General features: G+C 41.1%; 21 protein-coding genes, 1 rRNA gene and 1 riboswitch. Of the genes, 20 read left to right on the top strand and 2 right to left on the bottom strand.

What is annotated here, in order from left to right; all coding sequences use genetic code 11:
- Window positions 1-55: 55 nt before the first annotated feature.
- From fba to OW157_RS06320, 4 genes are all read left to right on the top strand, one after another.
- Window positions 56-910, top strand: coding sequence for a class II fructose-1,6-bisphosphate aldolase (gene fba, locus OW157_RS06335; RefSeq protein ID WP_268752509.1), 855 nt, complete (start codon window positions 56-58; stop codon window positions 908-910).
- A gap of 291 nt (window positions 911-1,201) precedes the next feature.
- Entirely contained in the window at window positions 1,202-2,464 is a 1,263-nt protein-coding gene (locus OW157_RS06330) for a UDP-N-acetylglucosamine 1-carboxyvinyltransferase (RefSeq protein WP_268752508.1), read from the top strand.
- Between the two features lie 68 nt (window positions 2,465-2,532).
- Window positions 2,533-3,819: a transcription termination factor Rho gene (gene rho / locus OW157_RS06325; protein ID WP_268752507.1), complete on the top strand. Its 1,287-nt coding sequence runs from the start codon at window positions 2,533-2,535 to the stop codon at window positions 3,817-3,819.
- Window positions 3,820-3,916: 97 nt separating this feature from the next.
- Entirely contained in the window at window positions 3,917-4,189 is a 273-nt protein-coding gene (locus OW157_RS06320) for a type B 50S ribosomal protein L31 (RefSeq protein ID WP_268752506.1), read from the top strand.
- A 427-nt stretch (window positions 4,190-4,616) separates the two neighbouring features.
- Here OW157_RS06320 and OW157_RS06315 read toward each other — a convergent pair whose 3' ends face one another.
- Entirely contained in the window at window positions 4,617-5,249 is a 633-nt protein-coding gene (locus tag OW157_RS06315) for an SMI1/KNR4 family protein (RefSeq protein WP_268752505.1), read from the bottom strand.
- A gap of 78 nt (window positions 5,250-5,327) precedes the next feature.
- Between OW157_RS06315 and OW157_RS06310 the strand changes: the two genes are divergently transcribed.
- The 12 genes from OW157_RS06310 (at window position 5,328) to OW157_RS06255 (ending at window position 16,598) form a co-directional block, all read left to right on the top strand.
- Complete coding sequence (locus tag OW157_RS06310) at window positions 5,328-6,092, top strand: hypothetical protein (RefSeq protein WP_268752504.1); 765 nt, start codon at window positions 5,328-5,330, stop codon at window positions 6,090-6,092.
- A 21-nt stretch (window positions 6,093-6,113) separates the two neighbouring features.
- The gene (locus OW157_RS06305; protein ID WP_268752503.1) at window positions 6,114-7,199 is read left to right on the top strand and encodes a D-alanine--D-alanine ligase; all 1,086 of its coding nucleotides are present in this window, start codon (window positions 6,114-6,116) and stop codon (window positions 7,197-7,199) included.
- Between the two features lie 19 nt (window positions 7,200-7,218).
- Window positions 7,219-8,616 (top strand): UDP-N-acetylmuramoyl-tripeptide--D-alanyl-D-alanine ligase, encoded by a 1,398-nt coding sequence (locus tag OW157_RS06300; protein WP_268752502.1) that lies wholly within the window; start codon window positions 7,219-7,221, stop codon window positions 8,614-8,616.
- Between the two features lie 230 nt (window positions 8,617-8,846).
- Window positions 8,847-10,364 carry a degradosome RNA helicase CshA gene (cshA, locus tag OW157_RS06295; RefSeq protein WP_268752501.1) on the top strand — a complete coding sequence of 506 codons (1,518 nt, stop codon included), beginning with the start codon at window positions 8,847-8,849 and terminating at the stop codon, window positions 10,362-10,364.
- 67 nt (window positions 10,365-10,431) lie between these two features.
- Complete coding sequence (acpS, locus tag OW157_RS06290) at window positions 10,432-10,797, top strand: holo-ACP synthase (protein ID WP_268752500.1); 366 nt, start codon at window positions 10,432-10,434, stop codon at window positions 10,795-10,797.
- Between the two features lie 276 nt (window positions 10,798-11,073).
- Window positions 11,074-12,297, top strand: coding sequence for an ABC transporter ATP-binding protein (locus OW157_RS06285; RefSeq protein WP_268752499.1), 1,224 nt, complete (start codon window positions 11,074-11,076; stop codon window positions 12,295-12,297).
- Entirely contained in the window at window positions 12,294-12,935 is a 642-nt protein-coding gene (locus tag OW157_RS06280; RefSeq protein ID WP_268752498.1) for an ABC transporter permease, read from the top strand. The genes OW157_RS06285 and OW157_RS06280 overlap by 4 nt, the downstream gene beginning before the upstream one ends.
- Window positions 12,935-13,894 (top strand): osmoprotectant ABC transporter substrate-binding protein, encoded by a 960-nt coding sequence (locus tag OW157_RS06275; protein WP_268752497.1) that lies wholly within the window; start codon window positions 12,935-12,937, stop codon window positions 13,892-13,894. The genes OW157_RS06280 and OW157_RS06275 overlap by 1 nt, the downstream gene beginning before the upstream one ends.
- The gene (locus OW157_RS06270; protein ID WP_326938042.1) at window positions 13,894-14,562 is read left to right on the top strand and encodes an ABC transporter permease; all 669 of its coding nucleotides are present in this window, start codon (window positions 13,894-13,896) and stop codon (window positions 14,560-14,562) included. Before OW157_RS06275 ends, OW157_RS06270 begins: the two co-directional genes overlap by 1 nt.
- A 15-nt stretch (window positions 14,563-14,577) precedes the next feature.
- Window positions 14,578-15,186 carry a DUF2179 domain-containing protein gene (locus OW157_RS06265; protein WP_268752496.1) on the top strand — a complete coding sequence of 203 codons (609 nt, stop codon included), beginning with the start codon at window positions 14,578-14,580 and terminating at the stop codon, window positions 15,184-15,186.
- 252 nt (window positions 15,187-15,438) lie between these two features.
- Window positions 15,439-15,483, top strand: a riboswitch (PreQ1 riboswitch).
- 4 nt (window positions 15,484-15,487) lie between these two features.
- Window positions 15,488-15,982, top strand: coding sequence for a QueT transporter family protein (locus OW157_RS06260; RefSeq protein ID WP_268752495.1), 495 nt, complete (start codon window positions 15,488-15,490; stop codon window positions 15,980-15,982).
- Window positions 15,983-16,007: 25 nt separating this feature from the next.
- A complete protein-coding gene (locus OW157_RS06255) occupies window positions 16,008-16,598 on the top strand; it encodes an MBL fold metallo-hydrolase (protein WP_268752494.1) in 591 nt (196 codons plus the stop codon).
- Between the two features lie 191 nt (window positions 16,599-16,789).
- Here the strand turns inward: OW157_RS06255 and cbpA are convergent, their stop codons facing one another.
- The gene (gene cbpA, locus OW157_RS06250; RefSeq protein ID WP_268752493.1) at window positions 16,790-17,434 is read right to left on the bottom strand and encodes a cyclic di-AMP binding protein CbpA; all 645 of its coding nucleotides are present in this window, start codon (window positions 17,432-17,434) and stop codon (window positions 16,790-16,792) included.
- Window positions 17,435-17,681: 247 nt separating this feature from the next.
- On the opposite strand from cbpA, the gene OW157_RS06245 reads away from it, so the two are divergent.
- The 4 genes from OW157_RS06245 to OW157_RS06230 all read left to right on the top strand — a co-directional run.
- Window positions 17,682-19,496: a glycoside hydrolase family 3 protein gene (locus OW157_RS06245; RefSeq protein ID WP_268752492.1), complete on the top strand. Its 1,815-nt coding sequence runs from the start codon at window positions 17,682-17,684 to the stop codon at window positions 19,494-19,496.
- Window positions 19,497-19,759: 263 nt separating this feature from the next.
- Window positions 19,760-21,094: a hemolysin family protein gene (locus OW157_RS06240; protein ID WP_268752491.1), complete on the top strand. Its 1,335-nt coding sequence runs from the start codon at window positions 19,760-19,762 to the stop codon at window positions 21,092-21,094.
- A gap of 107 nt (window positions 21,095-21,201) precedes the next feature.
- Window positions 21,202-21,915 (top strand): O-methyltransferase, encoded by a 714-nt coding sequence (locus OW157_RS06235; protein WP_268752490.1) that lies wholly within the window; start codon window positions 21,202-21,204, stop codon window positions 21,913-21,915.
- A gap of 368 nt (window positions 21,916-22,283) precedes the next feature.
- Window positions 22,284-22,342 (top strand): 16S ribosomal RNA (locus tag OW157_RS06230); the annotation flags it as partial.

The following is a 22,342-nucleotide window of genomic DNA, read 5'->3' as shown; positions in this document are numbered from 1 at the left end:
ATATCAACTGAACGGGGAATTCCCGTACGTCATTTAAAAAATAGGAGGAATTCAAATGGCATTAGTAAATATGGTTGACATGTTGAACAAGGCAAAAGAAGAACACTATGCAGTAGCACAGTTAAACATCAATAACTTGGAATGGACTCAAGCAGTCCTAGAAGCAGCACAAGCTGAAAATTCTCCAGTTATCTTAGGTGTTTCTGAAGGTGCTGGTAAATACATGGGCGGCCCAGAAGTGGTTGTACCAATGGTTAAAGCCCTTATCGAAAACATGGAAATCACTGTTCCAGTTGCTATTCACCTAGACCATGGTTCTTCATTCGATGCTTGTAAACGTGCAATCGACGCGGGTTACACTTCTGTAATGATCGACAAATCACACTTCCCATTAGAAGAAAACATCGAAATGACTAAAGATGTTGTTGAATATGCGCATGAACGTGGCGTATCTGTTGAAGGTGAAATTGGTACTGTTGGTGGTACTGAAGATGGTGTAACTGGCGGAATTAAATACGCTGACCCAGAAGAATGCCAACGTCTTGTGACTGAAGCAGGTGTGGATGCCTTAGCAGCTGCCCTAGGTTCTGTTCACGGTCCTTACCAAGGTGAACCTGTTTTAGGTTTCGACGAAATGAAAGAAATTTCTGAATTAACTGGTGCGCCATTAGTATTACATGGTGGTTCTGGTATTCCTCTAGAACAAGTGCAAAAAGCCATTGATCGTGGCCATGCTAAAATCAACGTTAACACTGAACTACAACAAGTTTGGACTGCCGCTGTTCGCGAAAAATTGAACAACGACTCTGACGTTTATGACCCACGTAAGGTAATCGGACCTGGTAAAGAAGCAATCGTTAAGACTGCCCGGGAAACATTACGTAACTTCGGTTCTTCAAACAAAGCATAAGCAAATTAATACAAACTATATAAGGAGGTTGGGACGAAGGTTCCAGCCTTTTTACTTTATATAGCTATTTGAGCCTATTGCTTCTCCACCTAATTTCTTTCCTCGTTTTGTATTTTGTGATACTTTTTAATCAGTTTGTCCTTCATCAACTAACAATTTCCTTACTTTTTTTAAAAATATATTAATACTGGTTGAAAAGCTAGTGCCAGCGCACAAAATTAGGTATAATGATTTTTGTATATGCTTAAATCACCGAAAAAATTAGACAAGTTTTGAAAGGATATTGTTTTCATGAAGAAGTTTATTATCAATGGAGGAAAGCCTTTAGCGGGTGAAGTCACGGTTTCTGGAGCTAAGAATAGTGCAGTGGCCCTAATACCAGCTGCCATTATGGCGGATTCTGAGGTGGTATTAGAAGGGGTACCGGATATTCAAGATGTCCATGCCTTGATGGAAATTTTGACTGACTTTGGTTGCCAAGTTTTCTTCCAGGATAATGTATTGCGTATTGATCCGCAGGGAATGCAAAATATCCCGATGCCAGATGGTAAGATCCAAAGCTTACGCGCATCTTACTATTTTATGGGCGCCTTATTGAGTAAATATGGTGAAGGTGTTGTTGGCTTGCCAGGCGGATGTTCGCTTGGCCCACGCCCAATGGACCTACATATTAAAGGTTTTGAAATGTTGGGGGCCCAAGTCGATAATGAAATGGGTGCCATGCATTTGTCTTCGCCACAAGGTCATTTAACTGGTGCAGATATTTATTTGGATATGGTCAGCGTGGGTGCAACGATTAATATCCTCCTAGCAGCAGTCAAGGCCAAGGGTGAGACAGTGATTGAAAATGCTGCCCGGGAACCGGAAATTATCGATGTAGTGAACTTACTAAATAAGATGGGGGCCAATATCAAGGGCGCTGGAACGTCCACTATCCGTGTACAAGGTGTTGACCATTTAAACGGAGTGAGTCATCAAATTATTCCTGACCGTATTGAAGCAGGGACTTATTTGTCAGCAGCTGCTGCTATTGGTCAAGGGGTTAAGGTGAATAATGTTATTTATGAACACATTGAAAGCTTCGTAGCTAAGCTCAATGAGATGGGCGTTAAGCTTGATATCACTGAGGAAAGTATCTACGTCCATCCCAAACAAGCTAACTTAAAAATGGTAGATATTAAAACGATGCCTTATCCTGGCTTTGCAACGGACCTCCAACAACCTATTACGCCGTTACTACTAATGGCTGAGGGTCATGGACAGATTGAAGATACCATTTATCCTAAACGGGTTAACCATATCCCTGAACTACAACGAATGGGCGCTAAGGCTAAAGTCAACAATGACCAAATTTTTATGGAAGGGCCTAATCAATTAACCGGTGCTGAAGTACGGGCGTCTGACTTACGTGCAGGGGCTTGCTTAATTAATGCTGGCTTGATTGCTCAAGGACAAACAACTTTGACCGGCGTAGAAAACATCTTGCGTGGTTATGACCATATTATTGATAAGTTCAATGGACTAGGTGCTGATATTCGTTTTATCGAAGACTAAGCTACCATTGATTATATGTGTTTAGGTGGGGAGTATCTGTGCTCGCCACCTTCTTTAGGAGGAAAACCATGGCAGATAAAGACCCTAATTTAACATTAGCTGCGCTCAAGAAAATGACGCTCAAGGAGATTTATGCCTATGCCCGTCATTATAAGATTCCCTATTACAGTCAAATGAATAAAAAAGAATTGATCATGTCAGTCTTGCGTGCCCAGGAAGAAGACCAGGGATACTTTACCGTGGCAGGGGTATTAGATATCACGGGCACAGAATATGGCTTTTTGCGACCGATTAACTACTCTCCTAGTCAAGAAGATATCTACATTTCTAACTCTCAGATTAAACGTTTTGGTTTGCGGAATGGGGATATGGTGGCTGGAACAGCGCGCCCACCTAAGTCTAGCGAGCGGTATAATGGTTTGATGCATGTTTATAAGGTTAATGGCACGGATCCGGATGAGGCCAAGGAACGGTCTCATTTCCCTGCTTTGACGCCAATATATCCGGATAGTAAGATTCACTTGGAGTCAGCGCCTAATCGCTTAGCGACGCGAATGATGGATTTAGTGGCACCAGTCGGTTTTGGGCAAAGGGGATTAATTGTTGCGCCACCGAAAGCAGGAAAAACTTCGGTGATTAAGGAAATTGCCAATTCTGTAAGCCGTAATCATCCCGATGCCGAGCTTATCATCCTGCTGATTGATGAACGGCCAGAAGAAGTGACCGATATCGAGCGTGCTGTCCAAGCTGATGTTGTTTCATCAACCTTTGACCAACGTCCACAAAACCATGTTCGGGTAGCGGAATTAGTCTTGGAACGGGCCCGTCGTTTGGTTGAATCCAAGCGAGATGTGATTATTTTGATGGATTCCATTACTCGTTTAGCCCGCGCCTATAACTTGGTCGAAAAGCCTTCAGGACGTACTTTGTCTGGTGGGATTGATCCAGCGGCCTTTTACCGACCTAAACGCTTTTTCGGGTCAGCCCGTAATATTGAAGATGGGGGAAGCCTAACAATTTTAGCTACAGCCTTAGTGGATACCGGATCACGGATGGACGATATGATTTATGAAGAATTCAAGGGCACTGGAAATATGGAATTACATCTCAATCGAGAATTAGCTGAGCGGCGGATTTATCCTGCTATCGATATTGCCAAGTCAGGCACCCGGCGTGATGATCTACTCTTAGATAAGGATCAACAACATGCCATTTTCCAATTTCGTCGGGCCATGCGCCATGACACTATGACCTTTACCGAAGATTTTATCGATGAAATGCAAAAAACGAAGAACAACCAACAATTTCTTGACCGTTTGCAAGTTTTTGGGAAAAATAGAAAACCAAGAAAATAGTCTTGCATAGGGCATACACATGTGGTAGAATAACCGATGTTATGTCAAAATAATCTCTAGACTAGCAAATAGTTTAGGGCGAAAAGGAGAGAAAAACATGCAAGCAAATATCCATCCAGAATATCATCCAGTTGTATTTATGGACACATCAACAGGCTATAAATTCTTATCTGGTTCAACTAAGAACTCAGAAGAAACTGTTGAATGGGAAGATGGTAACACTTATCCATTGATTCGTGTGGAAATCAGTTCAGATTCTCACCCATTCTACACTGGACGTCAAAAATTCACCCAAGCAGATGGACGTGTGGACCGTTTCAACAAAAAATACGGTTTTACAGACGCCAATGCCAAACCAGAAGACAAATAAGCAATCAAGCGATAAAGAAAGAGGTTGGGATAAAATCCCAGCCTCTTTTTATGTATCGATTTTGTATTTGATGGATAGGGCGCACTAAGGTGATGGCTATTACTTCCATTATTGTTTTAATAGTGTTAGTGTGAAAGTAGGAAATGAGAATTTCCTTTACTGAATGACTCCTTGTCGTGTAGGGAGTATTGAGTAAATAAAAAGGGCAGGAAAACTGCCCGATGCTAGCTGTCTTAAATTAGTTAACCTTCATACGTTTTGACTAAACGATTTTCTCCATATTAGTTAGTTGGCAGCTAGCGCAGGGTTGGGATTAAGTCCCAGCCCTTTTTTTATAGTATACAGTAAAACAATATCGTTTGGAAGATGAAGAATAGGATGTAATTGTTTTCGTCCCTAATCTAAAATCTAAGAAGATTATAAGGAGTCAACTTGTCTTGACTAGGTATGTGCGCCACAGGTTTAGCCAGTAGTCATCATTGACTCCAAGACCGTAGCTAAAAGCATTTTGGATGTCTTGACTGCTTTTTGCTTTTAAGAAGAGTTGGTTACCAATATGGTAGGAACCAGGTGTCTGTTGGTGGCTATGGAAGTGACGGTCTTCTAAGGTGCTAAGAAATTCATCAAAAGAGTCCGCTAAGCCGAATTCTTGTTGGCGCAAGTGGTCATAATAGCCAACCCAAGGATGTTGGGAAGGATGATCGTCATCGAATCCTAGGTAGGCGCACCGTCCCTGGTCCTCAAAGAAAATCAGCTTGTTAGCCGCTAAATAGTCCCTACAGAAGAATTCGTCTTGGGCAAAAAGGCTGGGAACCTGGCCAGGAACTGGTTTTTTCTGGTCAAACATACCGGCAATATAGCTAATGTTGACTGCATTCAGGGCATCACGGCTGGGTCGGGGTGATGGGGAGTAGCTTACCGAGCAATAGCCCCCATTTTGTTGGTTTAAGAGGTTATGGAAACTAATCGGAAGGTCAGCCACCGTGATGCGGCCATAAATATTACTAGCCGGAAGATAAGTATAGAATTGTTTTTGATAGGGAAGGGCAATGAGTTCCATTATAAGTCCTTTCAAAAATTATAGTGTTTTCACGCTTTTTTTGCTATGATATTAAGTGACATTTTGGGGGTGCAAGGATTGGAAAAGAAATATCTATATATTCTACTTAATCCCGTAGCTAACCACATTTTAACAAAGGGCCTTGATTTTTTCTTAGCTGATGGGGAAAATCAACCGAGCAATTTGATCTTGTTGAATCATAGCGATTATCAGGGTCAATTTGATGATTATACCAGATTTCATGTGGTTTTGGGTAGAGATAGAGTAAGTTCCTATCTTAATCGGCAAGAAGGAAAAAAGAGTACACAAGCCAAATGGGTAGATTTTAAGTCATATAATTTGCTTCATCGTCTGCAAGCAAGCGAAATTGCAGAGCTCTTATATTTGAGTCACATGGATCAAGCGATACGGTCGCCGTTTTTTTATAAATTACAGAATCGTTTTGTTTATTTGCCGGTTGAGCATAATTATTATAAAATCTATTACCGTTATATTGATGATTTTTATCGACAAATTGCCCAGGCTTTACGACGGGCAGTGAGCGAAGGCAAGGTAGACAAAGCCTCAGCCTTTAAGTTTAAGCGCACAATCAAGAATAAGCCTACTATTCAAGCGCCCAGCCAGGCCTTTATTGAGAAGCTCTATGATTACTTCACTGAAGGGGTCATTATCGACCTTGGCCATTTAACGGGACCAGCTGACCATGTAGAGCTTCCCTTGATTGTGGCTTGGGACCAAATAGAGGCAACCTTACCTAAGCTCAGCACCAGCCCACGAGCCGGAACCATTACCTATAATTTTAAAACAGGTACATGGACATTAAAGGAAGAAACGAACAAATAAAGGATAACAATGGAGGAAACTATGGAAATTGTTTTGATTTATGGTGGTAAGAGTGCAGAACATGAGATTTCAGTCTTAACTGCTCAAGCTATTGCCAAAAATATTGATTATATGAAATATACTGTACAACCTGTTTATATTACCCAACAAGGGGACTGGTTAGCGGGGCCTAAACTTAATAAGTTGCCACAAATGGGATGGGATTTTAACTTAAGTCCAGCTGACCATGCAGAATTCAAAGAAGCGAATTCTACGGGTTTATCAGTAGTTCCCACGGATGTTTTGAATGCTAGCACGATTGTCTTTCCTGCTCTTCATGGACCTAACGGAGAAGATGGTACTATTCAAGGTTTGTTTGAGAGTTTAAACGTCCCATATGTGGGGGCTGGTGTGCTGGCTTCTGCCACCGCTATGGATAAGATTATTTCCAAATACCTCTTTGAAAAAGCGGGTATTCCACAATTGCCTTACCATGCTTTACGGGCTGCTGACTGGGAAAAAGATCCAGAAGCGGCTTTGGATGTCGTGATTAATGACTTGGACTTACCGGTTTTTGTTAAGCCAGCTAACTTAGGGTCTAGTGTGGGAATTAGTCGTGCGGATAGTCGTGAAGACTTAAAAACAGCTATCGACTTAGCTTTGCAGTTCGACCGTCGTGTGGTCCTTGAAAAAGCCTTGGACGGAGCGCGTGAAATTGAATTAGCTGTCATGGGCAATGATGACCCCCAAGTTTCTGTTCCTGGTGAATTGGTTAAGGAACAAGGTTTCTATGACTATGATGAGAAATATATTAATAATACAGTAGAAATGGCTATTCCAGCACCGCTATCAAAAGAATTAGTCAGCAAATTACAAGATTACGCCAAGGCCGCCTATCTCATTATTGATGGGTCAGGCTTAACCCGGTGTGACTTCTTCATTACTGCTGATGAAGCTATTTACATCAATGAAGTCAATACTATGCCAGGCTTTACCCAATTTTCTATGTATCCTAGCTTATGGGAGGCCACTGGTAAGTCCTATAGCCAATTGATTGCTGATTTGTTAGAATTAGCCTTGTCAAGATATGAAGCCAAGCAAAAACGCTTAAATCAAGTGGAACACTAACATTAATAGAGGAGTTTTTATGAGACCATTAAAGATTAACGAGATTGTTAAAGCGGTCGGTGCCATTGATTATAGCTCCGCCATGCGATTTGATTCGGTGGATTCGGTGGCCTTTGATTCTCGGGAAAACCAAGAAAATGGCTTGTTTGTGCCTTTGCAAGGTATTAGGGATGGCCATGATTTTGTTGACGATGCCATTGCTAATGGGGCTAAGGCTACCTTTTGGGCCAAGGATTTAGACCAGGCTCCTAAGAATATCGGCGTTATCCAGGTGGAAGACACCTTACAAGCCTTGCAAGACTTAGCCCAATATTACTTGGCAGAGATTGCCCCTAAAGTTGTGGCAGTCACCGGTTCTTCTGGTAAGACGACCACTAAGGACATGACAGCTGCTGTCTTATCAGCGGGCTTTAATGTGCATAAGACAGAAGGAAATTACAACAATGAAATTGGACTACCAATGACAATCTTAGCGATGCCTGAAGCCACAGAAGTCTTGGTCTTGGAAATGGGCATGTCAGGTCGAGGCGAAATTGACCTCTTGAGTCGTTTAGCCCAGCCTGATGTGGCTATTATCACTATGATTGGCGAATCTCATATCGAATATTTAGGATCCAGAAAAAATATCGCTAAAGCCAAGCTCGAAATATTATCGGGATTGAAGGCGGATGGAACCTTTATTTATCCAGGTGAAGAGGATTTAATTAACCAAGAACTTAATAATCAAATGACCCAAGATCTAATTTCTGTAGGGACATCTGACACACAAAATGTTTATGCCATGGATATTGTTTTAGACCAATACCATGCAGGTTTCACAACTAACTTGTCTCCAACATGTCATATGGATCTACCTGTAACTGGGGCTTATAATGTCCAAAATGCCCTCTATGCCTTGGCGACCGCGTATGTCTTTGGCTTATCCATGGAACAAGTCCAAGAGAAATTAGCCCATTTCAAACTCACTGCTAATCGAATGGAATGGTTCCAAGGTTATAATGATGCGCAAATTCTAAATGATGCCTATAATGCCAATCCTTCTGCTATGCGGGCAGTTATCAGTAATTTGGCTATGTTGCCTAGTAATGATGGTGCCAAGAAAGTTCTTGTTTTAGGGGATATGTTGGAATTAGGTGAGGATTCAGCTACTTGGCATGCGTCTGTGGCCCAAGATATTGACCAGGAAGTTTTTTCTGAGGTCTTCTTATTTGGACCAGAAATGCAAGCTCTTGAAACAGCGCTCAGTGATAAAGGCTATACAAGTGACAACTTACATTACTTCCCAGATGACAAGGAAGCTTTAATTGCCACACTAAAAGCTGTCCTAGCGCCCCAAGACTTAGTCTTAGTGAAGGCTAGCAATGGGACGGGCTTACTCGAATTAGTGGATGCTTTACGCCTTGATATAGAGAAATAATCAACTTATGAGTCAGCTAAGATTTGTTTATCTAGCTGACTTATGCTATGCTTAATGCGCTTAAGGATTACTCAGTGACATATAGGGTAAGAACACTTGCCCAATGACTAAAAAGTCAATTCAAGGACGAGACTGTGCAGATGGCAGTCTCCTTTGCTTTTATTAGGGAAGTATTTCTGATAACAGTGACTTATTTGAATGAGCACTCCTTGAGTTATAAGGAGGAAACAATGAAATTTTCAGAATTAAATTTATCAGCGGCCTTAATTAAAGCCGTTGACGATATGGGCTTCGAAGAAACGACGCCTATTCAAAGTCAGGCCATTCCTATGGCCTTAGCTGGCCAAGATATCTTTGGCCAAGCCCAAACCGGAACCGGGAAAACAGCGGCTTTTGGTTTGCCATTATTAGAGAAACTAGACACTAATAAGGAAGCTATCCAGGCCTTGATTGTTGAACCCACTCGGGAATTAGCAGTCCAAACTGGAGAAGAAATGTATCACCTAGGTAAACACCAAGGAACTAAGGTGGTTACAGTTTATGGTGGTGCGGCGATTGGACGACAAATCCAATTGTTGAAGAAACATCCTAGTGTAGTCGTGGGAACGCCGGGTCGTTTGTTGGACTTAATTCAACGGAAGGCGTTACGTTTAGACGCGATTGAAACGGTGGTTCTTGACGAAGCTGACGAAATGCTGAATATGGGCTTTATTGATGATATTGAAGCCATCTTGAAACAAGTTCCAGAACAACGGCAAACGCTCTTGTTCTCAGCTACTGTACCGAGTGAAATCAAGCGAATTTCTCAACAATTTATGACGGATCCTCACCATGTCAAGATTGAAGCCAAGGAAATGACGGCCGACTTAATTGACCAATACTTTACCAAGTGTCGGGACTATGAGAAATTTGATATTTTGACGCGTTTTATTGATATTCACAATCCTGACTTGGCTATTGTTTTTGCTCGTACCAAACGACGAGTTGACGAAGTGGCTCGTGGCTTGATTGAACGTGGCTACACTGCAGAAGGAATTCATGGAGACTTGACCCAACAAAAACGGCTACAAGTATTAAAAGACTTCAAGGCTGGTAAGTTAAATATCTTAGTGGCTACCGATGTGGCCGCGCGTGGTCTAGACATTGGTGGCGTTAGTCATGTGTATAATTTTGATATTCCTCAAGACCCTGAGAGCTATGTCCACCGAATTGGACGGACGGGTCGGGCCGGTAAGGAAGGGATGTCAGTGACCTTCGTAATCAACCATGAAATGGATTATTTACGGACCATTGAAAATCTGACGCGTAAGAAATTATCCCCATTGCGTCCGCCAACATCAGAAGAAGCCTTTACTGGGCAAATGCGAGCTTCAGTAGACCGAGTGGCCGACCTAGTTGAGAGCGAAGAAAATATGGCTAAGTATGAAGATGCTGTGGCTTATCTTGGCGCTCAATACACCCAAGACCAACTCGCTTATGCCTTAATGAAGGCCTTAACTAAGGACCCATCTGATGTCAAGGTTAAAATTACCCCAGAAAAAACCTTGCCGCATCGTAATAAAAAGGGTCGGAAGAATTATAAACAGGGTGGTCATCGTAAGCGCCAAAACCACAAGCAAGGCAAGCATTCGAATAAGAACCATGGTAAGAATGGCAAGCATGCAGAAAAAGGCAAAGGAAAGAAGCCAGGTAAACCAGCAAATAAAAGTGGTCAGCACAAACAAAGCAAAGGCTTCAAGATTCGCTAGATAAGAGTCTAGACTTGGCATTAAGATAGGGCTTAGACCTAGTGCTTATTAGTTAAGGAGATTAACTATGATTTATGGGATTGGTATCGATATTATTGAGATCGCTCGAATTGACCAAGCAGCCAGCAATCCTCGTTTCATTGATCGCCTCTTAACAATCAGTGAACAAGCGGATTACCATCAACTTAACACTTGGTCACGACAAGTAGAGTTTTTAGCGGGGCGATGGGCCGCTAAAGAAGCTTATGCTAAAGCCCTAGGAACCGGTATTGGTAGCCAATGTTCTTGGTTAGACATTAGCCTTTCTTATGGGTCCAGTGGCCAAGTTACTATCCAAAGCCCTCATTTCAAGGGCGCTGCTTTCTTATCGATTTCCCATAGCCACCATTATGCAGTGGCTCAGGTGGTCTTAGAAGAAAACACCAATCTTTGAGTCACTTATTTTGAATGCAAGCACCAGCCAATTCCTTGGTTGGTGCTTTTTCTATTTGGAGATGAAAACGAAAAAACGACAAACAATAATTGTTTTTAGATAAAAACCGGCTTAAGTCTTAAGCTTATAAGGATTAGTCGGGGATAATTTTGTCTCAATCCTTATATTTTTAATAAATATTGGTAAATTTTGCCTCAAAACTAGCGATTTGCCGGGATTCTTGATAATGTTATAATGGAGCATTATTTGAAAAAACATTTAACAGGAGTTGGAGAAATGATTGAATTTAAAGATGTGAAAAAAGTTTATCCAGGTGGTGTCCAAGCAGTGAAGGACGCTAATCTGACCATAGAGGATGGCGAATTCGTTTGCTTTATTGGGACCTCTGGATCAGGTAAAACTACTGCCTTACGGATGATTAACCGGATGCACGACCCTTCTGAAGGGGCCATCTATATCAATGGTGAAAAAACGATTGATAAAAACCCTGTGGAACTCCGTCGACAAATCGGTTATGTTATCCAACAAATTGGACTAATGCCTCACATGACGGTTTATGACAATATCGTGATGGTTCCTAAGATGTTAGGTTGGTCTGATGATAAGTGTCGTGAAACCGCTAAACGTCTTCTAGACCGAGTGGAGCTACCAGAGGAATACCTTGATCGTTACCCCGGTGAATTGTCTGGTGGGCAACAACAACGGATTGGGGTTATTCGTGCCTTAGCTGCGAATCCAGAAATTGTATTAATGGATGAGCCATTTGGTGCCTTAGACCCGATTACCCGTGATGCCTTACAAGACTTAGTGAAAGAATTACAAAGAGAGTATGGGAATACCTTTGTTTTCGTGACCCATGATATGGATGAAGCCTTGAACTTGGCTGACCGTATTGCAATTTGGCATGAAGGGAATCTCTTGCAATACGATACCCCAGAAAACATCTTGCGTCACCCAGCGAATGACTATGTGCGTAGTTTCTTGGGTGAAGACCGTCTCTTGCAAGCTAAGACCAACTATATCCAAGTGGGTAATATTATGCGTAAGAATCCACTAACTATCACACTTGGTAAATCCTTGTCTGACGCCTTGACCATCATGCGTAACAGTAATGTCGACTCCTTGTTTGTAGTTGACGACCGTAACCATTACAAGGGCATTATTACCTTGTCTGATATTACTGCCCGTTCAGATTACGATATGTCAGTGTCTGATGTGATGCATGCGGCTAATCGTCCTGTGAAAGAATCTGAACTTGTTCAAGATACCATGCAACGTATTCTTAAAGGTCGCGTTCTAAACGTCCCGGTTATTAACGATAAGAACGAGTTAACTGGTATTGTGACCCGGGCTGCTTTGGTTAACCTTGTTTATGATTCTGTTTGGGGTGATGACTCATCTAGCGACAAGGGTGAAGAAGCGACAGATTCTGCCTCTAGCGAGGAAAGTCACTCTAGTCATGATCATAAGGACCAAGCTGAAGGAGTTGACCATAAATGATTTCGTTTTTCCAAAACAATGGGAGTGAGTTGCTGCGGTTGACCATTGACCACCTTAGTCTATCGGCTATTGCTTTATTGCTTGGAGTGGTTGTGGCAGTCCCCTTAGGTATTCTACTCTCTCAATTCCCTAAAATTGCCAATGGTGTGATTAACTTTATTTCGGTTTTACAAACGATTCCGACCCTGGCTCTTTTAGCCTTGATGATTCCTTTCTTTGGAATTGGGCGTTTACCGTCTATTATTGCCCTATTCATTTACTCTCTCTTGCCAATTTTACGGAACACCTACTTAGGTATGCAGGGGGTTGGTAGCAACTTGTTAGATGCTGCCAAAGGAATGGGAATGACCCAAATGCAGGTCATCCGTCAGGTCCAACTTCCCTTAGCGGTACCAGTTATTATGGCCGGTATTCGTTTATCGACCGTTTATGTGATTTCTTGGACTACTCTGGCTGCTTATATCGGTGGTGGAGGTTTAGGTGAAATGATCTTTAATGGTCTGAACCTTTTTATGCCAGAATTAATTCTTGGTGGGACCATCCCAGTGACGATCTTAGCCTTGTTGGCAGATTACTTAATGGGTAAATTAGAAGTTTGGGTAAGCCCACGAACGACTTCTAAGAAAGGAGAGAGCTAATGTTTAAACAAATGAAGAAAAAAATCCTCCTTGCCCTGTCACTTATTTTATTGGCCGGCTGTTCCCTACCTGGTTTAGGTGGTAATCTGACGGGACAAACGATTACGGTTACTTCAGGTGGATCCACAGAAATGCAGATTATGGGATATATCGTGCAAGGAATGATTGAGCACTATATTGATACTGATGTTAATATTGTAAGTAACTTAGGAAGTTCAACTATGAACCACCAAGCTTTGATGGGTGGCGATGCGAATGTTTCTGCCGTTCGATATACTGGAACTTCCTTGACCGGAGAATTGGGACAAGACCCAATTACTGATCCTGATCTTGCCTTTAAAACTGTTGTCAAAGGCTTCGATGAAGCGTTTGACCAAAAATGGTATCCATCTTATGGATTTGCCAATACCTATGCCTTCATGGTTACTCGCGAAAATGCCGAAAAATACGGACTTGAAAAGGTCTCTGATCTAGAGCAATATGCTGATAGCATTGATGTTGGGGTGGACTCTTCTTGGATTTCTCGGGCCGGTGATGGTTACGCTGCCTTCCAAGAAACATACGGTTTTGGCTTGCCTAATCTCTACCCAATGTCAATTGGTTTAGTTTATACGGCAGTAGCCAATGACGAGGTGGATGTGGTATTAGGTTATTCCACTGACGGTCGGATTATTTCTGAAGACTTAGTTGTTTTAGAAGATGACCGTCATCTCTTCCCGCCTTATGATGGGTCAGCTGTGGCCAATCATGAAATTTTAGCTGAATATCCAGAATTAGATAATATTTTGATGAAATTAGAAGGCACAATTTCTGATGAAGATATGCAACGGTTGAACTATACTTCAGATGAATATTTGTTAGAGCCTAAAACGGTGGCCACTAAATTCTTGGAAGAAAACAATTATTTTGAAGACAAAGAACCTTATGTTGAACCGGTTGAGAAAGGGGTGCTGGAATAATGCAAGATATTACAACGCTGAATTTATGGGAACAATTGATTTATTATTTCCAAGTCAATGGCGGCTATGTTCTTGACCAAATGTTACGGCATTTCTTAATGACCTTTTACGGAGTGGTTTTCGCTATGATTGTGGCGATTCCGCTGGGATTTTTAATTGCTCACAATCCCAAAAAGTCAGAATGGATTATTACCATCGCTAACTTGATTCAAACGGTGCCGCAACTTGCCTTGTTGTCTATCTTAATGTTAGTCTTAGGGCTTGGTACTAACTTGGTGGTATTGACTGTCTTCCTCTATTCCTTGTTACCTATTATTCGTAACACTTACACTGGCGTTAAAAATTTGGATGCCGGTATTGTAGATGTTGGTAAAGGAATGGGAATGACCAAGTGGCAATTGATTTTTAAGGTAGAGTTTCCTTTAGCCTTACCCGTGATTATGGGGGGGATCCGTAATGCTTTCATTACTGGAATCGGAATTGCCACAATCGGAACCTTTGTTGGTGCTGGTGGATTAGGTGACGTCTTAACTCGGGGGGTAAATGCCTCTGAGGGAACTTCGATTATTTTAGCGGGAGTTATCCCAATTGCTCTAATGGCAATGGTTACGGACTGGTTATTGAGTTATATCGAACAAAAGATGGATCCTTCTCGGCAAAAAGCATAAGGAGGGCATTATAGAATGGATTGGCTGTTACTCTTTAAAATTTTTGGTATCAACCTAGTGTATATCATGTTGAATACCATCCGAACCTTGTTGGTAATGAAAGGCTACCGACGTGTGGCGCCTTTTATTGCTGTAGTTGAGGTTATTATCTATACCTTAGGACTATCAATAGTGATTCAATACCTGTCCAATCCAGTCTATCTCGTAGCCTATGCGACCGGTTTTGGAGTGGGTATCTACCTAGGTATTCTGATTGAAGACCGTCTCGCTCTAGGTTATTCAGTGATTCAAATCTTCTCACAATCAGCGGACCATACCTTACCCAATGCATTGCGTGAGCGGGGCTATGGGGTTACCATCCAACCTGGTTATGGTCGGGACGGTGACCGTTTGGTATTGACTGTCTTAACACCGCGGGCCAATGAACTGACCCTACGTAATACTATTGATGAGATTGATGAGAAGGCCTTCTATATTTCTTATGATGCCCGTTATATCCATGGTGGTTTCTGGTCGAAACGCGTGAATAAACCATTGATTAAACGAGCTGCCAAGAAAGATAAGGCTCAAGAAGAGATTGTTGTAGAAGAAATTCCCGATAAAAAAACCTATATTGAAGACTAAATAGGATGAGATGAAAAACGGTTAGCCCCAAAGGATTTGTCTGAAAATGGGAAGTATTCGCAGAATACTGACTCATTTGCAGAAAATACTGATGGGGCTGTTTTTCAGAACTCGACTGTGAGGATGCGATGAAAAACGCATACTTTGGATAATATGAAGAGGTGGGGCTTTTGGCCCTACCTCTTTTTCTATCGAATCCTTCCTAAGAGTATTTTGAGCAAATTGTTCCTGATGGAAAACTGTGCTAAAATTAATCATGTTGTTCGCAACCATCCAACATTAAAAAACTAGGGGGAAAAATATGAATAGTAAGAAGATAGTGAATTTAGCGGTGGTTTCTGCCATCTATGTTGTTTTGACTATGCCCTTTGCCAGTTTTGGCTTTGGTGCCATTCAGTTTCGTTTAGCGGAAGGCTTAAATCATTTAGGTGCCTTCCACAAGGACTATAAATGGGGAGTAATTCTCGGGGTGTTCTTGACGAATCTCTTGTTCTCAACGGACTTAGGGGTTGTAGATTTAATTTTTGGAACTTTCCATACGGCCGTTTCCTTTTTTATTGCAGAATTCTTAATGCGGCGTATTGTTGATCCTAAAAAACGAATGGCTGTCATTACTTTAGTCTTTTCCGTGATGATGTTTATTATTGGACTAGAGTTATACTTTGTCTTAGATTTGCCATTTTGGTTTAATTACTTCACTTTATTCTTGAGTGAACTTTTAATTTTAGCGGTGACAGCGCCCGTGATGTTATTGTTAAATCAACGTGTAAACTTCCGTAAATTATTAGAACGTTAATGTTTATCTTATAAGGAGGTCCCTTATGCAGCTCGCCCGTTATACTGTCGGTCCTTACGGGGAACATTGTTATTTGATTTATTTGGATGACGGTCAATGTTTGATTATTGATCCTGGTGACCAAGCTGATTTCTTGATTCAAGAAATCACTCAGTTGAATGTGCGGCCGCAAGCCATCTTGTTGACCCATGCGCATTTTGATCATATCTTGGCAGTCGAGGCTTTACGTGACCACTATCAAATTCCGCTTTGGCAACATGCTAGTGAGGCTAATTGGGTAGTAAAGCGGCAAAGCCATCCTGCCACAACTCCAACTTATTTTTGGGACCATGAAGGGGACTATGCTATTGCTGGCTTTAAATTCCGACTGGCTCATGTACCAGGTCATTCACCGGGTTCGGTAGTCTTTATCTTTAATGACTTTGTTATTGCTGGGGATACTTTGTTCAAAGGCACGATAGGGCGGACTGACTTAGAAGATGGCGACCATGACCGCTTAATCAGTGGCATCAAAAAGCATTTGCTGACTCTACCAGATCAAGTGCGGGTCTTCCCTGGTCATGGCCAGGCGACAAGTATTGCTGAAGAAAAAGCCAACAATCCTTTCTTTAAATAAAAAAGGATGTGACCAAAGTCCTTTAGTGCTGCATCGTTGGATCAAAGTCCGAATGGTATCGCTAAGATATCCTAGGATTTTGAAAAACACATGCCAACACTAACTTTGGGAGACCAGATAAAAACTGAATATAGAGCGTAAATTAAAAATACGGCCCATCTGCAAAATCAGATGGGCCGTATTTTTGGCTTTTATAGAAAAATTTCCTTGGTGTGTTGGGTGGATAAGACGCGAAAATCGCGTGCTTCTAAGCGATTGATAATTTTATGCAAGGTTTCTAAATCACAAGATTCATCTAGATTCATCGTCATATAATTCTTTTTATGGTCCTTATCCGCCCAAGAAATCATGGATGAAATGGAAACATACCGCCCGATAATACGAGTGACCTTGGCTAGACTGCCACGTTTATTTTGTGGCAATTCAATGGTTAAAATGTAAGAATCAGCATTTAGTCCCCAAGCTCGGTAGAGGGCGGTCTCAAAGGCCCGGTGGGTTAAAATTCCATAAAAGGTATGGTCAGGATTTAGAATAGTGATGTAGGGAAGGTCACGTACAGCAAACATTACTTGGTAGAAGGAACTATTAGCATAAATATACTTAGTGGCATTTTTTTGCAAATGGGTAACAGGTAAATCTAACGATTTTTTTTGGATAATATATTGGTAAATATGCTGCCGATATATGGTCCCCCGAAAAAGCGTCGCTGATTTATCTAAGATAGGAATACAACGAAAATGATGTGTTTCCATTAATGCTAAGGCTTCCTTCAAAGTGGAATCTTCATGGACGTAGACAATATCCTCTTTTTTAATACTATAGTCTGTTATATTCATGATGAGCCTCTTTACTTTTGAAGTTTCTCATTGAAGTATAACACAATTCTAATCATTCGCCTATCTTTCTTTGTGCTTTAGGATTAGTTTGCATAATTTGCAGGTTTTCTAATAAAATTTCATATTTTTCCTAGAAAAGGGGTTACATTTATTGAAAAACTTGTTATAATTGCGTTGTGAACAAAAATACATTAGTCTTGACGCGATCTTCGGAAAGCGTTTACGTTCTTGAAAGGAGAAAAATTTTATGGCAACTGTTGATTTGACCAAACAACCCTATAATTTGGATGACAAAGCTATCCAATGGGTTGAAGACACAATCGCTAATATGTCTTTAGACGAAAAGATTGGACAATTATTCTTTAACATGGGGGCTTCTACTGAAGAAGACTACCTTAAAGATGTCTTAGACAACTATCACATTGCTGGTGTGCGTTACAACAAATCTAACGCTGATGTGGTTTATGACCAAAACCGTGTGTTACAAGAAAATTCTAAGATTCCTGTTCTAATCGCTGCTAACACTGAAGCAGGTGGAGACGGGGCTGCTAAAGACGGTACTTACATTGGTCATGAGGTCAAAATTGCGGCTACTAATGATCCTAAGTATGCTTACGAAATGGGACGTATAGCTGGTGTTGAAGCTGCAGCAATCGGCTGTAACATGTCATTTGCGCCAATTGTAGATATTACTTCTAACTGGCGTAACCCAATTATCTCTGTCCGTACATGGTCTAACGATGTGGACAAAGTTTTGGCGAACTCTTTAGAGTACTTAAAAGGGATTGAAGAATCTAATATCCTAGCAATGGCTAAGCACTTCCCAGGTGATGGTCAAAGCGAACGTGACCACCACTTCTCATTCGCACCTAACGAAATGCCAGTTGACGAATGGATGGAAACTTACGGTAAGATTTACAAAGGCTTAATTGATGCTGGTTTACCTGGAGTTATGGCTGGACATATCGCCTTGCCTCACTGGGTAGAAAAAGTTAACCCAGATGCCACTTTATCAGAAAAATATTTACCAGCAACACTTTCAAATGAAGTCACTGAAGGCCTATTAAAAGAAGAACTAGGCTTCAATGGTGCGGTCATTACTGATGCTTCTCACATGGTTGCTTTAACTTCAGCAATGTCTCGTAAGGATGCCCTACCAATGGCTATCCAAGCGGGTTGTGACTTGTTCCTATTCTTCAACGATCCAGACGAAGACTTCGCTTGGATGAAGGAAGGTTACGAAAATGGTATCATTACTGACGAACGCTTACATGATGCCCTTCGTCGTACTTTAGGATTAAAAGCTTCAATTGGCTTGCATGAAAAAGATCCTAAATCATTGCTAGCGCCAAAAGAAGAAGCCCTAGCTAAGATTAAAACTGACGAGCACCAAGAAATGGCTCGTGAAGTGGCAGACCATGCGATTACCTTGGTTAAGAATGAACAACCAGATGTCTTCCCAGTGACACCAGAACGTTACAAGAATGTTTTACTTGTCTTGAACGAAGGGGTTAAAACTGGATTCGGTCAAATGATTGCTTCTGCTGAGTCCCCTGTTGAAATTATGGCTAAATTGATGGAAGAACGTGGCTTCAATGTAACCATTTGGGAATCAACTGAAGAAAAAATCATGAAATTACCAGAAGACGAACGCGCTGCAGCGGTTGCTAATGTTTACGCACAAAAACAACCAATTGCTAACTTGGTAGATAAATATGACTTAGCAATTAACTTGTCTAAGATTGCTGCTGCAACTGACCAACGTGTAGTTTGGCCTGCATCTAAGGGTACCCCTGACATTCCGTTCTATGTCAATGAAGTCCCTGTTATCCAAATCTCTGTTAACCATCCGTTTGCCTTGGCTGATGTGCCTCAAGTGCAAACTTATATCAATGCTTACGATGACAAAGAATTTAACTTAGAGATTTTGGTTGATAAGTTAATGCAAGGTGAAGAAGCCTTCAAGGGTGTTGATCCAGTGGATTCATTCTGTGGCTTCAACGACACTAAATATTCATCAGCTGATGTTTATGAAAACCGCATCAACCGTTTGAAAAAATAAATTTTAACCGACACACCCCTAGTTAATCATTTCATCACTTGTTAGGGTTGTCGTATAAAAAACCAGGTCATATTGGCCTGGTTTTTCTTAATTATTGGCTAGACTGTATTTGGCGTGTTCTGTTGTATGAGCAATCATTTCAGGGTGAGGGAACTGGCGTCTTGATACTAGAGCCCTGCTTAAAAAGAGGTTTGCAAAAGAGCTACACTAAGTCTATAATTAAGCTACTCATACTAAGATTTTTAAAGGAGAGACACTTTACTATGGAAGACCCCGGGGCCGCGAATTTAAGCGGACAGATTATTTTAATTATTATATTAACCGCTATTAATGCTTATTTGGCGGGAGCCGAGTTGGCCTTTGTATCTGTCAACCAATCTCGACTCAAGGAAGAAGCTGAGGAAGGCAATAAGCGTGCTCGGCAGGTATTAAAATTGTTAGAGAATTCAGATGACTTCTTATCGACTATTCAAGTAGGAATCACCTTCGCAGGATTCTTCTCCTCAGCGTCAGCGTCAACGACTTTCGTTTCTTATTTGGCGCCACTCTTGTCAGGAATTCCTGCAGGAGCGACAATTGCGACTGCTATAGTGACTTTGATCTTGTCTTATTTCACCTTGGTTTTTGGGGAGCTCTTTCCTAAACAAGTGGCTATGCAAATGCCAGAAAAATATGCCAAATTTGTTGCGCCTAGCATCAATTTTTTGCAAATAATATTTAAACCTTTTGTTTGGTTGTTGTCAGCATCAACGTCTTTGTTGAAACGTATTACCCCGATTGAATTTACCAACAAGGATCAGCATTTGACCCGTAATGAAATGCAAGCCATTATCGCTAGTGGTCGTAATGATGGTGTGATTGACCTTGATGAATTCCGTATGATGCAAGGGGTTCTTTCTTTGGATACAAAATTGGCCAAGGAAGTGATGACGCCACGTACGGATACTTTTATGGTTGATATTGAAGACGACCAAGCAGAAGCCTTACAAGAGGTCTTGGCTTCTCAATATTCGCGCATCCCTGTTTATGAAGATGATAAGGATAATATTATTGGGATTATGCATGCCAAGGATATCTTGCGAGCAGCTAAGAAGGTAGGTTTTGAAGGGATTCAAATTGAAGAGATTGCTAAGCCTGCTTACTTTGCCCCAGAAACTATTTTTATTGATGACTTGTTGCTTGATTTTAAGCGCAATCATCAGCATATGGCAGTTTTAAAAGATGAGTATAATGGTGTTGCTGGTATTGTCACCTTAGAAGACTTATTGGAAGAAATTGTTGGAGATATCGAAGATGAGTATGATGAAATCTCCCATCTTTACAAGAAAATCAATGATACGACTTATATTATCAACGGTGTCTTACCAGTTGATAAGTTTAATATCCTCTTCAAGGAAGATGTCGACACTGAAGAATCAGATACTATTGCTGGTTATATGATTGAACGCTTGGGTTATTTTCCGGAAGACCGCGCTGAAGAAATTATCCGTGTAGGTAAATATGAATTAACGACAACTGCCGTAGAAAATGGACGAATTCGTGGCATTCAAGTCAAAGAAAAATATCCGGAAGAAGATAATGACGATTTAGTCGATTAATAGTAAGTAGATAACTATTAATGCGGCTTTGATAATGGAGAGGGTGAGGCTAGGAGCCCGGCCTCTCTTTTTGTTTCTAAATGAATGACAGATAAGGGGTAGATACAATGACTGAGAAGCGACAATTAAACGAAATGTTAGACCGTCCCGTTGTTGATGAACGGATATTAAATTTTATGCGTCATGGACAAGGAGATTTTCCGGCGGCTATTTATGATTTAGAAATGAACGCCCACCAACGCCGTGTTCCTATTATTCCTCATGAAACAGCAGTCTATTTAGACTTTCTTTTAGGTCTAATTCAGCCCAAAGAAATACTTGAAGTCGGCATGGCAATTGGATTTTCCGCTAGCCTAATGGTTTATGGGCATGAAGAGCGACATGTGGACACCATTGATCGCTATGATTTAATGATTAATGAAGCCAAGGAGAATTTTGCTAGACTAGGGGTAGAAGACCGAGTCACCATCCTAGAAGGGGATGCAGTGGATATCCTGCCACAGCTTGATAAAACTTATGATTTTATCTTTATGGATTCTGCTAAAGCCAAATATTACGATTTTTTCCCTTATTGTATTGACCGCTTAAGAGTAGGTGGCGTCTTGATGATAGATGATATCTTCCAAGGTGGAACAGTTTTCGATGATTTAGAGACAATTCCTAAACGCGTTAGAAAAATCCATAAGAAGTTAAATTTACTGCTAGATGAAATTTCTGGCCATCCAGATTTAAAAACTAGTATCCTACCTTTAGGTGATGGTGTCTTAATGGTACAAAAACAAACAAATAAGTCCTTCCATTACATGCTAGAAAAACTTTAATATCAATTTATCCACCAGTTTATTAACTTGTTTCCGCTTTGGGAACAAGTTTTTTTATTTTTTATTGAAAAAGTATTGACAAGTGTTAGTGGGAGTTGCTATTATATATGAGTTGCTTCAAGAGAGCAACGGAGGGCAAAATGCTCTAAAATTATTTTTTAAAAATCTATTGACAAGCATTTATTGCTTGTGATATGATATAAAAGTTGCAGCAAACGCAACGACATAGACCTTTGAAAACTGAACAAAGAAGACGAACCAATTTGTGTAGGGAGTTAACAGAAGTTAACAACCCAAACAATTTAAAGTAGTGCGAACTACTATAAATAAGTCAGCAATAAAATGAGCTAGAAGCTCATGAAACAATCTTTCATGAGAGTTTGATCCTGGCTCAGGACGAACGCTGGCGGCGTGCCTAATACATGCA

The organism is Aerococcus kribbianus (genome assembly GCF_026805545.1).
GTDB classification, from domain to species: Bacteria; Bacillota; Bacilli; order Lactobacillales; family Aerococcaceae; genus Aerococcus; species Aerococcus kribbianus.
Note: the sequence above shows the minus strand (reverse complement) of the source record. Positions and strands in the feature narration are given on the sequence as shown.

Coding starts and splice junctions, on each gene's coding strand:
- fba (WP_268752509.1), top strand. CDS start 56: ATGGCATTAGTAAATATGGTTGACATGTTGAACAAGGCAAAAGAAGAA.
- OW157_RS06330 (WP_268752508.1), top strand. CDS start 1,202: ATGAAGAAGTTTATTATCAATGGAGGAAAGCCTTTAGCGGGTGAAGTC.
- rho (WP_268752507.1), top strand. CDS start 2,533: ATGGCAGATAAAGACCCTAATTTAACATTAGCTGCGCTCAAGAAAATG.
- OW157_RS06320 (WP_268752506.1), top strand. CDS start 3,917: ATGCAAGCAAATATCCATCCAGAATATCATCCAGTTGTATTTATGGAC.
- OW157_RS06315 (WP_268752505.1), bottom strand. CDS start 5,249: ATGGAACTCATTGCCCTTCCCTATCAAAAACAATTCTATACTTATCTT.
- OW157_RS06305 (WP_268752503.1), top strand. CDS start 6,114: ATGGAAATTGTTTTGATTTATGGTGGTAAGAGTGCAGAACATGAGATT.
- OW157_RS06300 (WP_268752502.1), top strand. CDS start 7,219: ATGAGACCATTAAAGATTAACGAGATTGTTAAAGCGGTCGGTGCCATT.
- cshA (WP_268752501.1), top strand. CDS start 8,847: ATGAAATTTTCAGAATTAAATTTATCAGCGGCCTTAATTAAAGCCGTT.
- acpS (WP_268752500.1), top strand. CDS start 10,432: ATGATTTATGGGATTGGTATCGATATTATTGAGATCGCTCGAATTGAC.
- OW157_RS06285 (WP_268752499.1), top strand. CDS start 11,074: ATGATTGAATTTAAAGATGTGAAAAAAGTTTATCCAGGTGGTGTCCAA.
- OW157_RS06280 (WP_268752498.1), top strand. CDS start 12,294: ATGATTTCGTTTTTCCAAAACAATGGGAGTGAGTTGCTGCGGTTGACC.
- OW157_RS06275 (WP_268752497.1), top strand. CDS start 12,935: ATGTTTAAACAAATGAAGAAAAAAATCCTCCTTGCCCTGTCACTTATT.
- OW157_RS06270 (WP_326938042.1), top strand. CDS start 13,894: ATGCAAGATATTACAACGCTGAATTTATGGGAACAATTGATTTATTAT.
- OW157_RS06265 (WP_268752496.1), top strand. CDS start 14,578: ATGGATTGGCTGTTACTCTTTAAAATTTTTGGTATCAACCTAGTGTAT.
- OW157_RS06260 (WP_268752495.1), top strand. CDS start 15,488: ATGAATAGTAAGAAGATAGTGAATTTAGCGGTGGTTTCTGCCATCTAT.
- OW157_RS06255 (WP_268752494.1), top strand. CDS start 16,008: ATGCAGCTCGCCCGTTATACTGTCGGTCCTTACGGGGAACATTGTTAT.
- cbpA (WP_268752493.1), bottom strand. CDS start 17,434: ATGAATATAACAGACTATAGTATTAAAAAAGAGGATATTGTCTACGTC.
- OW157_RS06245 (WP_268752492.1), top strand. CDS start 17,682: ATGGCAACTGTTGATTTGACCAAACAACCCTATAATTTGGATGACAAA.
- OW157_RS06240 (WP_268752491.1), top strand. CDS start 19,760: ATGGAAGACCCCGGGGCCGCGAATTTAAGCGGACAGATTATTTTAATT.
- OW157_RS06235 (WP_268752490.1), top strand. CDS start 21,202: ATGACTGAGAAGCGACAATTAAACGAAATGTTAGACCGTCCCGTTGTT.